Annotated in this window: 15 protein-coding genes; 6 read left to right on the top strand and 9 right to left on the bottom strand. The window is 71.5% G+C overall.

Features of this window, described 5'->3' with window-relative positions; all coding sequences use genetic code 11:
* Positions 1-259: 259 nt before the first annotated feature.
* The 5 genes from QUY26_RS11670 to QUY26_RS11690 all read right to left on the bottom strand — a co-directional run bounded on the left by QUY26_RS11670 (position 260) and on the right by QUY26_RS11690 (position 3,238).
* Positions 260-904 (bottom strand): TetR/AcrR family transcriptional regulator, encoded by a 645-nt coding sequence (locus QUY26_RS11670; RefSeq protein WP_289945715.1) that lies wholly within the window; start codon positions 902-904, stop codon positions 260-262.
* On the bottom strand, positions 901-1,581 hold the full coding sequence (locus QUY26_RS11675; RefSeq protein WP_289945718.1) for a DUF4166 domain-containing protein: 681 nt from the start codon (positions 1,579-1,581) through the stop codon (positions 901-903). The genes QUY26_RS11670 and QUY26_RS11675 overlap by 4 nt, the downstream gene beginning before the upstream one ends.
* Complete coding sequence (locus tag QUY26_RS11680; RefSeq protein WP_289945719.1) at positions 1,578-2,351, bottom strand: hypothetical protein; 774 nt, start codon at positions 2,349-2,351, stop codon at positions 1,578-1,580. Before QUY26_RS11680 ends, QUY26_RS11675 begins: the two co-directional genes overlap by 4 nt.
* Positions 2,352-2,603: 252 nt before the next feature.
* Entirely contained in the window at positions 2,604-2,897 is a 294-nt protein-coding gene (locus QUY26_RS11685; RefSeq protein ID WP_289945720.1) for an MTH1187 family thiamine-binding protein, read from the bottom strand.
* On the bottom strand, positions 2,894-3,238 hold the full coding sequence (locus QUY26_RS11690; protein ID WP_289945721.1) for a DUF3817 domain-containing protein: 345 nt from the start codon (positions 3,236-3,238) through the stop codon (positions 2,894-2,896). Before QUY26_RS11690 ends, QUY26_RS11685 begins: the two co-directional genes overlap by 4 nt.
* 154 nt (positions 3,239-3,392) lie before the next feature.
* Here QUY26_RS11690 and QUY26_RS11695 point away from each other — a divergent pair, with 154 nt between their 5' ends.
* From QUY26_RS11695 to QUY26_RS11710, 4 genes are all read left to right on the top strand, one after another.
* Positions 3,393-4,031 carry an AIM24 family protein gene (locus tag QUY26_RS11695; protein ID WP_289945723.1) on the top strand — a complete coding sequence of 213 codons (639 nt, stop codon included), beginning with the start codon at positions 3,393-3,395 and terminating at the stop codon, positions 4,029-4,031.
* Between the two features lies 1 nt (position 4,032).
* On the top strand, positions 4,033-4,683 hold the full coding sequence (locus QUY26_RS11700; RefSeq protein ID WP_289945725.1) for an AIM24 family protein: 651 nt from the start codon (positions 4,033-4,035) through the stop codon (positions 4,681-4,683).
* A gap of 23 nt (positions 4,684-4,706) precedes the next feature.
* The gene (locus QUY26_RS11705) at positions 4,707-5,498 is read left to right on the top strand and encodes an AIM24 family protein (protein WP_289955658.1); all 792 of its coding nucleotides are present in this window, start codon (positions 4,707-4,709) and stop codon (positions 5,496-5,498) included.
* 117 nt (positions 5,499-5,615) lie between these two features.
* Complete coding sequence (locus tag QUY26_RS11710; protein WP_190114301.1) at positions 5,616-6,092, top strand: MarR family winged helix-turn-helix transcriptional regulator; 477 nt, start codon at positions 5,616-5,618, stop codon at positions 6,090-6,092.
* 129 nt (positions 6,093-6,221) lie between these two features.
* Here QUY26_RS11710 and QUY26_RS11715 read toward each other — a convergent pair whose 3' ends face one another.
* Both QUY26_RS11715 and QUY26_RS11720 read right to left on the bottom strand, forming a co-directional pair.
* Positions 6,222-7,802 carry a sensor histidine kinase gene (locus QUY26_RS11715; protein ID WP_289945729.1) on the bottom strand — a complete coding sequence of 527 codons (1,581 nt, stop codon included), beginning with the start codon at positions 7,800-7,802 and terminating at the stop codon, positions 6,222-6,224.
* Positions 7,799-8,533, bottom strand: a complete 735-nt coding sequence (locus QUY26_RS11720; RefSeq protein WP_289945731.1) for a response regulator transcription factor — start codon at positions 8,531-8,533, stop codon at positions 7,799-7,801. Before QUY26_RS11720 ends, QUY26_RS11715 begins: the two co-directional genes overlap by 4 nt.
* 134 nt (positions 8,534-8,667) lie before the next feature.
* Here QUY26_RS11720 and QUY26_RS11725 point away from each other — a divergent pair, with 134 nt between their 5' ends.
* Complete coding sequence (locus QUY26_RS11725) at positions 8,668-9,381, top strand: PepSY domain-containing protein (protein ID WP_289945732.1); 714 nt, start codon at positions 8,668-8,670, stop codon at positions 9,379-9,381.
* A 156-nt stretch (positions 9,382-9,537) separates the two neighbouring features.
* Here the strand turns inward: QUY26_RS11725 and meaB are convergent, their stop codons facing one another.
* On the bottom strand, positions 9,538-10,494 hold the full coding sequence (gene meaB / locus QUY26_RS11730) for a methylmalonyl Co-A mutase-associated GTPase MeaB (RefSeq protein ID WP_289945735.1): 957 nt from the start codon (positions 10,492-10,494) through the stop codon (positions 9,538-9,540).
* Positions 10,495-10,578: 84 nt separating this feature from the next.
* Positions 10,579-11,781: an acetyl-CoA C-acetyltransferase gene (locus tag QUY26_RS11735; RefSeq protein WP_289945737.1), complete on the bottom strand. Its 1,203-nt coding sequence runs from the start codon at positions 11,779-11,781 to the stop codon at positions 10,579-10,581.
* A 147-nt stretch (positions 11,782-11,928) separates the two neighbouring features.
* On the opposite strand from QUY26_RS11735, the gene mce reads away from it, so the two are divergent.
* Positions 11,929-12,369 (top strand): methylmalonyl-CoA epimerase, encoded by a 441-nt coding sequence (gene mce, locus QUY26_RS11740; protein WP_289945738.1) that lies wholly within the window; start codon positions 11,929-11,931, stop codon positions 12,367-12,369.
* The last annotated feature ends 221 nt before the right edge of the window (positions 12,370-12,590 follow it).

Raw genomic sequence — 12,590 nt, forward strand, 5'->3', positions numbered from 1 at the left:
GTCCGTGCGAGCGGTTTTACCCTGCGGCTCGCTTCAGGACGGGGCTCGCCCCGGGCCCCTTGCCCGCGTCCCCGGTGGCCCCCGGCCCGCTCCGCGGCGGGGATCTCCCACCCGCCCACCCGTTTCCACCCGACCGCAGCCCTCGGGCCGCCTGTGCCGCTCGGGGTCGTTCGGCGTCAGCGGGTCGGCTGTGGGCGGCGGGGCCGCCAGGGGCGAGGGTGGGCACAGCCCCGGGCCGGCGGAGCCATGACCGTGCGGGTCAGGGACGCGTCGCTCGGCGCAGGCGGTGGCGGACCGCTCGTTGGGCCACGGGACCCAGGTCGTCCAGGGCCGCGGCCACCGCGCCCAGCTGCTCCAGGGCGTCCAGAGCCCGCGACGCCCCGTCCCGGTCGACGCCTTCGTACAGTTCGATGCCGACGAACGAGGCCGCGACGGCCCGCGCGAGGCCGACGGGGTCGGCGAACTCGCCGAGCGGGGTCGAGGCGAGGACCCGCACGAGGACCTTCTCGACCTCGGCGACCCACAGGGAGAGCCCCGCGGAGGTCGCGGCGGCGAGCCGAGGCTGCGTCTGCGCCCCGGCGAGCAGTTGGGCGAGCACCGCCACGTGCCCCGCGTCCCGCTCCTCCTCGTGCATCTCCCGCCCGAAGGCGAGGAGTTCGGTGAGGGAGGAGATCGCGGCGAGCCGCTCCCGGTAGCGGCCGACCCGCTGCTCCGTCGCGTACCGGCACGCCTCGGAGAGCAGGTCGTCGACCGAGCCGAAGTGGTAGAAGACGAGCGCCTGGTTCACCCCGGCGGCAGCCGCCACGCTCCGCGCCGACGTCTTGGCGATCCCCTGCTCGGTGAGCGTCCGCACGGCCCCTTCGAGGAGCTTCTCCCGCGTCCCGGGCCCCGCCTGCGGACTCACGCGCGCACCTCCTCGCGCACGGGCCGCAGACCGCGCCGCACCCCGCACTCCCGCACGTCGCGGTACGTCGCCGCGAACGACCCCTCGTACCCGAAGAGCGGCCCGAAGTACCGGTTCACCACCCGCACGCGGATCCGGAAGCGCCCGGACCGGTCGTCGTACGACTCGCGCACCTCCGCGTCCGCCCCGATCAGGCCCGGAACCCGCACGTCCACCGGCCCCTCCCGGAACCGGTGCGTCCCGGACCGGATGACGAGCGACCCGTCGGCCGCGGCCGCGAAGTGCAGATCGCTCGCGAGGTGCTGATGGGTGCCCAGGTAGTCGAGCACGCGGTCGCCCCGGGGGCCGAGGACCATCTGGGCGTCGAAGCGCCGGGCCCGCCCGGGCAGTTGGAAGGTGCGCACGAAGGTCACCGTCTCACGGCCGAAGGAGTCGGCGTACGGCACGTTCTCGATGGTGAAGGGGACGTTACGGCCCGCGCGCGGGACGAGGATGTTGCGGGTGCCGCCGACCGCGAGGAACGGCTTCACGAAGCTGCCGCCGTGCCAGATCCGGTCCATGACGCCTTGCCCGAAGCACGCCTCGCCGCTGTCGAGCCCTACGGAGAAGCGCCGTTGGAGCGCCGGGTGCAGCCGCTCGAAGTCGGCGCCCATCGCGGTGCGGAAGATCGACGTCATGCGTGCGGCTCCTCGGAGTCGGCCGGGTGGTGGTCGGTGGGTACGGCGAGCCGGTCGAGCACGCGCGGGGCGCGCACCGGCACGGGGGGCGTGCGCAGGCAGCGCCGCGCCGCCGGAGTCGTCGGCAGCGGCGGTACGAGGCATGCGAGGACGGTGGCGCCGAGCGCGGCCATCAGTGCGAGCAGCGCCCCGGACGCCGGTTCTGCGAGAAGTCCGGCCGCCACGACCACCAGAGCGCGGACGACGGCCTCGCAGAGGCCGTGCGCGAGCCCCCGCCGAGGGCTGATCCCGCGCTCCAGCCACAGCCGCAGCCGGTCGAAGGACCAGGCCGTCGCCCAGCCCATGAGGGGTCGCAGCAGGAGGCGGTCGGCGAGCGCTCCCCACCGCCCCCAGCGCGGCCGGTAGTCGTAGCCGGTGAGGAAGCGGACGCCGTCGCCGGTCGGCACGTAGCGCCAGTAGCCGCTGCCCTCGGCGAGGAGGGAGAGCGGGTGCGGCGAGGCGAACCGGAGCGCCGAGGTCCTGGTTCCGTCGGGCCTGCGCTTCTCGCCCGCGCTGACGCCGGTCCCGGCGATGGTGAGGAAGGGCAGGACACGCGTCGCGTACCGGAAGCGCCGCGGCTCGTCGGGGGCGGCGGGCAGGTAGTCGATCTCCGTGAAGCGCAGGTCCCAGCGCTGGTGGGCCGCGGGCTCCTGCGTGCGCTCCCACAGCGCGTCGAGGTCGGCGCGGATGAGCGCCTCGACGTACAGACTCGGCGGACTCCCGCGCCCCATGGCAAACCCCCAGGCGGACCGGTGTTTGAGCGACTGCTCAAATCGTGTGGGCCGCAATCTACAGCGGGTTTGAGCAGTCGCTCAAGTCCGGGTTCGCGCCCTCTCGCTCGTGGGGCATCGCTCTCCTACGAGGGCGACACCTGCACGCCGGGCCCCACGGGGCGCCCGTCCGTGGGCATGCGAAAGCCCCCGCCGGGGATTCCCGGCGGGGGCTCGGGCCGTGCGTGGCAGAGGTGCCGAACAGGGCGGCGGTCAGACGGACAGGTGGCGCTCCACCGTCTCGACCTTGGAGGTCATCCCGTCCGTCACGCCCGGGCGGATGTCGGCCTTGAGGACGACGGAGACGCGCGGCGCCCGCTCCTCGACGGCGGCGACGGCGCGCTTGACGACGTCCATCACCTCGTCCCACTCGCCCTCGACGGAGGTGAACATCGCGTCGGTGCGGTTGGGCAGCCCGGACTCGCGGACCACGCGGACGGCGTCGGCGACGTACTCGCCCACGTCCTCACCGACGCCGAGCGGCGTCACGGAGAAGGCGACGATCATGCGTTCACGACCCCTTCGCGGCGGGCGCGCGAGGCGATGACCGCGGCCTCGGCCTCGCGCTTCAGCTTGCGGTCGGCGAAGAAGCCGCCGGCGGGCAGCACGGAGAGGACGAAGTAGAGGATGCCCGTCTTGGCGTCCCACTTCGTGCGGTTCCAGGCGTCGAGCCAGAACAGGACGTACAGGACGAACAGCAGGCCGTGGATCATCCCCATCGCCGGGACGGCGTTGAAGTCCGTGGTCCGCTTCAGCACCGAGCAGACGATGAGCAGCAGGAAGGACACGGCCTCGGGGATGGAGACCAGGCGGAGGCGGCGGAGTGCGGAGGCGGTCTTGATGTCCACGGGTCACCTTCGGGGCGGGGGCGGCGTCGATCTTGTGAACGGATGCACAAGCGCCCCCCATTGTGGCATCAGGGACTCCTCGGGGAGTTTCCGGGGTGCGGTCAGGGTCGGTGACCCTGTCGCCGGGCACCGCGCTGCGGATACCTTCGCCTTCGTGGCTACGTTCCGATTGCAGGGCAGCAGAGTGCTCGCCGTCGACATGACAGGCGACGCCGTCAAGGCAAAGAACGGCTCGATGGTCGCCTACGACGGCACGATGACCTTCAAGAAGCTGACGGGGGGCGGTGAGGGCATCCGCGGCATGGTCACGCGGCGCCTCACCAATGAGCAGATGACGGTGATGGAGGTGAAGGGGCACGGCACGTGCTGGTTCGCCGACCACGCGACGGAGATCAGCCTGGTCGGGCTCCAGGGCGACAAGCTCTACGTGGAGTCGAGCAATCTCCTGTGCACCGAGGCGAGCCTGCGCACGGGCACGACGTTCACGGGCCTGCGCGGCGCGACCCAGGGCAACGGCGTCTTCACCACCACGGTCGAGGGCACGGGCCAGGCGGCCCTGATCTCGGACGGCCCCGCGGTGATCCTGCGCGTCACGAAGCAGTACCCCCTCCACGTGGACCCGGGGGCGTATGTGGCGCACCAGGGCAATCTCAAGCAGAGCTTCCAGTCGGGCGTCACCTTCCGCACGTTCATGGGAGAGGGCGGCGGCGAGGCCTTCCAGATCCGCTTCGAGGGCGAGGGCCTCGTCTACGTCCAGGCCAGTGAGCGCAACACGATCGCGGGAGACGTGTGACATGCCGTTCCGTGAGGTCAACGCGAAGATGGTCGAGGCGACCGTCCAGCCGGGCACCAAGATGTTCAGCCAGCGCGGCGCCATGCTCGCCTACAAGGGCGACGTCTCCTTCACACCCAACGTGACCGGCGGTCAGGGCGGTCTGATGTCCATGATCGGCCGCAGGCTCGCCAACGAGTCGGTCCCGCTGATGACGGTGGAGGGCAACGGCACGGTCATGTTCGGGCACGGCGGCCACCATGTGCACGTGATCAGCCTGACCGGCGACACGATGTACGTGGAGGCGGACCGCCTGCTGGCCTTCGACGGCACCCTCCAGCAGGGCACGATGTTCCTCGGCTCGCAGGGCGGCGTCCTCGGCATGGTGCGCGGCCAGGTCTCGGGTCAGGGTCTGTTCACGACGACCCTCAAGGGGCACGGGGCGGTGGCCGTGATGGCGCACGGCGGCGTGGTGGAGCTGCCGATCACCCCCCAGCGCCCGGTGCACGTCGACCCCCAGTCGTACGTGGCGCACCACGGCGACGTGCGCAACAAACTGTCCACCGCGCTCAGCTGGCGCGACATGGTGGGGCGCGGCTCGGGCGAGGGCTTCCAGCTCGAGCTCAGCGGCAACGGCGTGGTGTACGTCCAGGCATCGGAGGAGAAGCTGTGAGCACCCCCGCGATCTTCGACCCGATGACGCTGCCGAGCGACGACAACGTCAACGCCTACACCTTCTGCGTGGAGCTGGCGGGCAGCCAGTGGTTCCTGCAGAAGGGCAAGATGATCGCCTACTACGGGCGCATCGACTTCAACGGCATCGGACACGGCCGCCTCGACCGCCTCGTGCGGACGTCCTTCCACTCGCCGCTGCACGCGAGCGACTGGGTGGTGGCCGAGGGCGAGGGCAAGATGCTGCTCGCCGACCGCGCCTTCGACGTGAACTCCTACGACCTTCAGGACGGCAACCTCACCATCCGCGCGGGCAACCTCCTCGCTTTTCAGCCAACTCTCGCGCTGAAGCAGTCCATCGTCCCCGGTTTCCTGACCCTCATCGGGACCGGCAAGTTCGTGGCGGTGTCGAGCGGTCCCGTGGTGTTCATGGAGCCGCCGATCCGGGTCGACCCGCAGGCGCTCGTCGGCTGGGCGGACTGCCCCTCGCCCTGCCATCACTACGACCACCAGTACATGACCGGCGTGATCGGCGGCCTGCGGGCGCTCACCGGGATCGGCGGCGCCTCCGGGGAGGAGCACCAGTTCGAGTTCGTGGGCGCGGGCACGGTGCTGCTGCAGTCCTCGGAGGCGCTGATGGCTCAGACGGCGACGGGTGCGGTGCCGCACCAGGACGGGGTGCCGGGCGGAGGAAGCGGCCAGGGCGCCCCGGGCTCATCGGGACAGCGGGGGCAACATGGCCAACGTGGACAGCAGCCGCAGGGACCGCGCCTTCCCGGACAACTAGGGGACCTCCAGCGTCGCTTCGGCCTGTGAGCGGTAGTCTGCGGAGTGTGACGGCGAACGTCTGTACCCCTCGAAATCCGAGGGGTGCGAGGCGTGTCACACCCCGACACTCGTTCACCATTCAACTTCTTAGGTAGAATCGATTCCATGGAGACCGAGACGGCCCCGCAGTGGCTGACCGACGAGGAACAGTGCGCCTGGCGCACCCACGTGGAGGTCAACAGGATGCTGACGTACCAGCTGGAGAAGGATCTCCAGCCGTTCAACCTCACCATGAACGACTACGACATCCTCGTACATCTCTCCGAGTCCGAAGACCACAGGATGCGCATGAGCGACCTCGCGGCCGCCACCCTGCAGTCCAAGAGCCGGCTCTCCCACCAGATCACCCGCATGGAGAACGCGGGCCTGGTCCGCCGGGAGAACTGCGAGTCCGACCGACGCGGCCTGTTCACCGTGCTCACCGACGAGGGCATGGACACCATGAAGCGCGTCGCACCGCACCATGTCGCCTCCGTGCGGCAGCACTTCGTCGACCTGATCTCACCCGAGGCGCTCAGCGACCTCCACAAGGCACTGACGCCGATCGCGGAACACCTGCGCGGACTGCGCGGCAAGCCATGACGCTGTCGCTGTGACGTAGCGGGGCAGGGCGGGCGAACCCCGCCGCTTCAGCGCTCCCCCGGAGGCACACTGTCACACTGCGGGCCGTCAGTGGCTGGGCGCGCAGTTCCCCGCGCCCCTTCGGGGCGCTCACCCACCGCGAGGCTCGGCGATCGGTAGGCGCAGGGTGAAGCGGGCTCCGCCGGTCGGGGCTTCGTCGACCGTGAGGGTGCCGCCGTGGCGCGTGGCCACATCGCGGGCGATGGCGAGACCGAGACCCGCGCCTCCCTCATCACGGCTGCGCGCGTCGTCGAGCCGTACGAACCGCTCGAAGATGCGTTCCCGCTCCTCCCGCGGCACCCCGCCGCCGTCGTCCGCCACCTCAAGCACGGCCCAGACCCCGTCGGCCCGCGTGGTGACCGTGACCCGGGAGCGGGTGTGCCGCTGGGCGTTGGTCACGAGGTTGCCGAGCACCCGCGCCAACTGACCGCGGGAACCGGCCACTTCGACGCTCTTGAGGTCCGTCGTCACAGCCACCCTGTCCCCCGTGCGCTGCGACAGCTCCTCACGGGCCAGGGCCGCCAGATCCACCCGGCCCCGGCCGGGCTTCTCACCGGCGTCGAGGCGGGCGAGCAGCAGCAGGTCGGCGGCCAGCTCCTGGAGGCGCACGGTGTCCTCGACGGCGCCGGGCACGTCCAGGAGGTCCGGGTGGGCGGCGCCCACCTCCAGCTGGGTGCGCAGCGAGGCGATGGGGCTGCGCAGCTCGTGGGAGGCGTCGGCGACGAAGCGGCGCTGGCGCTCCACCGAGGTCTGGAGGGCCGCCAGGGTCTCGTTCGTGGTCCGGGCCAGGCGCGCGATCTCGTCGTGCGTGTCCGGCTCGGGCACCCGGCGCGCCAGGTCCTCGGACGCGGTGATCGCTGCCATCTCGGCGCGGATCGCGTCCACGGGCCCGAGCGCGCGGCGCGTGACCAGCCAGGTCACGCCCGCGATCACGGCGAGAAGCACCGGGAAGCCGATGAGCATCGCGGTCAACGCGGTGTTCACGGCGCTCCGTTCGGCGGTCAGGGGGGCGCCGGCGTGGACGGTGAGCTCGCCTCTGGCGTCGGTGTTCACGCGCACGCTGGCGAAGCGGTAGTCCTGGGTCTCGCCGTCGACGGTGGCCGAGCCCTCGCCCGTGCGGGTCTCGTCGGAGATGTCTCCGGGCTTGAGCGCGTCGCCGTCGCTGCCGGAGTCCTCGGCGGCGTCCTCAGCGGCGTCCTCAGCGGCCTCCCGGCGGTCCTCGGCGGCTTCGCTCTCGCTGTCGGAGTCGTCCGCGTCATCCCCGTCGTCGTCGGAGTCGGTCTCCGTCGGCGTGGGCTTCGGCGACTGCGGGGACTTCGAGGCGTCGGGCTTCGGGGTCCGGGCGGCGGGATCGGGTCGTACGGCGCCGACTCCCGTGCCCGTCACCCGCTCCAGCTCGTCGCTGGCCGCGACCAGCTTGCCCTTCTCGTTCACGACCTGGACGGGGTTGTCCTCGCCGTCCGGGAGCTTCAGCTTGTCGTAGGCCGCGTTCCCCGCGAACTGCGCGGCCACCTCGCGGGCGGCCGAGTCGGCCTGCGCGTCGGCCTGGTCGATGAGGCTCGCGCGCAGCGAAAGGAGCACGGCGGCCCCGGCGGCGACCAGGGCGAGCGCCACGACGAGGGTCGCGCCCACGGTCGCGCGGGCGCGCACGGAGCCCAGCAGCCTCCTCATCGGGGAGCCTCCAGTCGGTATCCGGCGCCGCGGACGGTCTTGATGAGCGGGGCGCCGAGCTTGCGGCGCAGCGCGCTCACGTACACCTCGACGATGTTGGGGTCGCCCTCGTACGCGAAGTCCCAGACGTGGTCCAGGATGTCGGCCTTGGACACCACCTGGCCCGCCTTGACGAGGAGCTGCTCCAGGACGGCGAACTCCTTCGCGGTGAGGGTGATCTCCGTGCCGGGTTCGCCGTCGCCCGCGCCGCGCACCACGCGCCGGGCCGCGGTGTCGATCCGCAGGTCGCCGAGGACGTGGACGGGCGAGGGGGACGATGCGCGGCGACGCAGCAGGGCCTTCACGCGGGCGACGAGGACGACGTACGAGAACGGCTTCGTCAGGTAGTCGTCGGCGCCGGTGTCCAGGCCCTCGGCCTCGTCGTACTCGCCGTCCTTCGCCGTGAGCATCAGGATCGGTACGTCGTGGCCCGCGGCGCGCAGGGTCGAGCAGACGCGGTAGCCGTTCATGCCCGGGAGCATGATGTCCAGGATCAGCAGGTCGTACGAGCCCTCCGTGGCGCGGTGCAGACCGTCCACGCCGTCGTGGACGACGTCGACGGCGTAGCCCTCGGCCATCAGGCCCTTGGCCAGGGAGAGGGCAAGACGCTTCTCGTCTTCCACGATCAGCAACCGAAAGGGGTGACGCGCAGCGTCTCGAACAGGGTGGTGGTGGGAGACGGGCGGGAGCATGCGTTCAGGATGCCCGAGCCGACCTGAAGAGTTCTTCAGGTTCCTTCAGGAGCGCTTCAGGAACGTTCAGGCAACTTGGTTCTCGTCGGAACGGAGGGCCCCGCCGAGGGGCCAACCACTCGGGAGGAACCCTCATGAAGCGCAACATCGTCATCGCCACCGTCGTCGCCGCCACGCTCGTCGGAGGCGGAACCGCGGCAGCCTTCGCGCTGGGCGGCGACGACGAGTCGTCGGCGGACAAGTCGAGCGTGCAGCTGAAGCACGACGACAGCAGGGTGAACGACGACCGGGACGACGCGGACGACGCCGCTGAGGACGCCGCGGACGACGACCGGGACGACGCCCGTGAGGACGCCCGCGAGGCCCAGGGCGACAAGGCCGAGAACGCCGCCGAGGCGAAGGGCGCGAAGGTCGACGCCGCCGAGGCCGTCGCCGCCGCGCTGAAGGCGAAGTCCGGCACCGCGGTCTCCGTCGACCTCGACGACGACAACGGCGGCCTGGTCTGGGACGTCGACGTCCTCGGCAAGGACGGCCGGACCTGGCACAGCGTCCAGGTCGACCCGGGTACGGGCAAGGTCCTCGGCTCGCACGTCGAGCGGGACGACGACGGGGACGACGCCGCGGAGGACGCGCGGATCGCGGCCGCCCTCAAGGGCGCGTCGGTCACCGCGGGCGAGGCAGCGAAGGCCGCCGCCGACAAGGGCAAGGTGACCTCCGTGGACGTCGACGACGACGGCGCCCGCCTGAACGTCTGGGACGTCGAGACCACGTCGGCCGACGGCACCGAGGCCCACTGGAACGTGGACCTCAAGACCGGCAAGGTCACCGCCGACCGCTACGACGACTGACCTCCGGCGGCCTGAGCCGCACCCTTCCACAAAGCCGGCCCCCGCCACTGCCCCCCCGGTGGCGGGGGCTTCCCCTGTCCGCCCAAGCCGACGCGAGCCCCTCCACCAGCGAAGCCCGCCCAAGCCGACGCGAGCCCCTCCACCAGCGAAGCCCGCCTAAGCCGACGTGAGCCCCTCCACCAGCGAATCCGCCGCCGCGTAAGGGTCGAGCTCCCCCGCCACGATCCGCTCGGCCAGTGCGCCGAGGCGTACGTCCCCGTGCAGGTCCGCGATCCGCTCCCGCAGGGCCGTGACGGCGATCGCCTCGACCTCGCCCGCCGCGCGGGCGGTCCGGCGGGAGGCGAGGACGCCCCGCTCCTCCATCCACGCCCGGTGCTTCTCCAGGGCCTCGACGAGTTCGTCGGTGCCCTCACCCCGGGCGGCGACCGTCTTGACGATGGGGGGCCGCCAGTCCCCGGGGGAGCGGGACTCCCCGAGGCCCAGCATGTGGTTCAGCTCGCGCGCGGTCGCGTCCGCGCCGTCGCGGTCGGCCTTGTTGACGACGTACACATCGCCGATCTCCAGGATTCCGGCCTTCGCCGCCTGGATCCCGTCGCCCATGCCGGGCGCGAGCAGGACCACCGACGTGTCGGCCTGCGCGGCGATCTCCACCTCGGACTGCCCGACGCCGACCGTCTCCACCAGGATCACGTCGCAGCCGGCGGCGTCGAGCACGCGAATGGCCTGGGGCGCGGCCCAGGCCAGCCCTCCGAGGTGGCCGCGGGTGGCCATGGAGCGGATGTAGACGCCGGGGTCGGACGCGTGGTCCGACATCCGGACGCGGTCGCCGAGCAGCGCGCCGCCGGAGAACGGCGACGACGGGTCCACGGCGAGTACCCCGACCCGCTTCCCGGCCCGCCGGTACGCGCTGACCAGCGCCGACGTCGACGTGGACTTGCCGACGCCGGGCGATCCGGTGAGGCCGACGACGTACGCGTGCCCGGCGAGCGGAGCCAGCGCCGCCATCACCTCGCGCAGCTGCGGCGACGCCCCCTCGACCAGCGAGATGAGCCGGGCCACGGCCCGCGGCCTGCCCTCTCGGGCCTGCGCGACGAGGGAGGGGACGTCCTGCATTGCGGCTCCGTTCCGTGCGTACGTCTACATCTGCGACTGCGACTGCGACTGCGAGAAGGCGTCAGCGGTACCGAGGGACCGGCCTCAGCTCTTCGCCACCTTCAGGATGAGCGCGTCACCCTGGCCACCGCCGCCGCACAGCGCCGCCGCGCCGACGCCGCCGCCGCGCCGCTTCAGCTCCAGGGCCAGGTGCAGGACGAGGCGGGCGCCGGACATGCCGATCGGGTGCCCGAGGGCGATGGCCCCGCCGTTGACGTTCACCTTTTCCGTGGACACCCCGAGGTCCTTCATTGACTGGACCGCGACGGCGGCGAAGGCCTCGTTGATCTCGATGAGGTCGAGGTCGTCGACGGTCAGGCCCTCCTTCTTCAGGGCGTGCCGGATGGCGTTCGACGGCTGCGACTGGAGGGAGTTGTCGGGGCCCGCGACATTGCCGTGCGCGCCGATCTCCGCGATCCAGGCGAGGCCGAGCTCCTGGGCCTTGGCCTTGCTCATCACGACGACGGCGGCGGCGCCGTCGGAGATCTGCGAGGCGGTGCCCGCGGTGATGGTGCCGTCCTTGGCGAAGGCGGGGCGCAGCTTGCCGAGCGACTCGGCGGTGGTCTCGGCGCGGATGCCCTCGTCGCGGGAGACGAGGACCGGGTCGCCCTTGCGCTGCGGGACCTCGACGGGGGTGATCTCGGCGTCGAAGGTGCCGTTCTTCTGGGCGGCGGCGGCGCGCTGGTGGGAGAGGGCGCCGATCTCGTCCTGCTCGGGGCGGGCGATGCCGAGGCGGGTGTTGTGCTTCTCCGTGGACTCGCCCATGGCGATGTGCTCGAAGGGGTCGGTGAGGCCGTCGTGGGCCATCGCGTCGAGCATCTCGATCGCGCCGTACTTGTAGCCCTCGCGGGACTTGGGGAGCAGGTGCGGGGCGTTGGTCATGGACTCCTGGCCGCCCGCGACGACGATGTCGAACTCACCGGCGCGGATCAGCTGGTCGGCGAGGGCGATGGCGTCGAGGCCGGAGAGGCACACCTTGTTGACGGTGAGCGCGGGGACGTTCATGGGGATGCCCGCCTTGACGGCGGCCTGGCGCGCCGGGATCTGCCCCGCCCCGGCCTGGAGCACCTGCCCCATGATCACGTACTGCACCTGGTCGCCGCCGATGCCCGCCCGGTCCAGCGCCGCCTTGATCGCGAAGCCGCCGAGGTCCGCGCCGGAGAAGGACTTGAGCGAGCCGAGCAGACGCCCCATGGGCGTGCGCGCGCCCGCGACGATCACTGAGGTGGTTCCGGTCGTTCCAGACATGTGGCACGGCCCCTTCCAGCTGGGGAGCTGAGGAGAGTGAACGAGGGTTTACTCGAATGTACTGAGCGGTACGGCGCACGTCACCGGGCAGCCGGTGTGATCGCGCGCACGTTGCGTAATCACGGTCGGGGGCGCTGCACTTGAAGCATGCTGACGCGAATCGACCACATCGGGATCGCCTGCCGGAACCTCGACGAGACCGTCGAGTTCTATCGTGCTACGTACGGTTTCGAGGTGTTCCACACCGAGGTCAACGAAGAGCAGGGCGTGCGCGAGGCCATGCTGAAGATCAACGAGACCTCGGACGGCGGCGCCTCCTACCTCCAGCTCCTCGAACCCACGCGCGAGGACTCCGCCGTCGGCAAGTGGCTGGCCAAGAACGGCGAGGGCGTGCACCACATCGCCTTCGGCACGGCCGACGTCGACGGCGACGCCGCGGCCATCAGGGACAAGGGCGTGCGGGTGCTCTACGACCAGCCGCGCATCGGCTCCATGGGGTCCCGGATCACCTTCCTGCACCCGAAGGACTGCCACGGCGTCCTCACCGAACTCGTGACTTCCGCGCCCGCCGAAGAGACGGAGCACTGACCCCCACATATCCGGGCCGGTAGGGTTGGGGGCGGCCGTCCGAACCGCTGGGCGGTCGCTTGCCGGGGTCCGGGTTTCGGGGGACGAGCATCGGGGCAGCAGCCCGAGCTCCGCTGTTGATCTGACACCATTCTCCGGGGGCCCCGTTCTGCGGACGGACGGGGCTCGTGCGTCAGGGACATGAGACCAGGATCGGGGTCTCCCCTGCTCGAGCGAAGCCG

The sequence above is a fragment of the Streptomyces flavofungini genome (assembly GCF_030388665.1).
In the GTDB taxonomy this organism is placed as follows: Bacteria; Actinomycetota; Actinomycetes; order Streptomycetales; family Streptomycetaceae; genus Streptomyces; species Streptomyces flavofungini_A.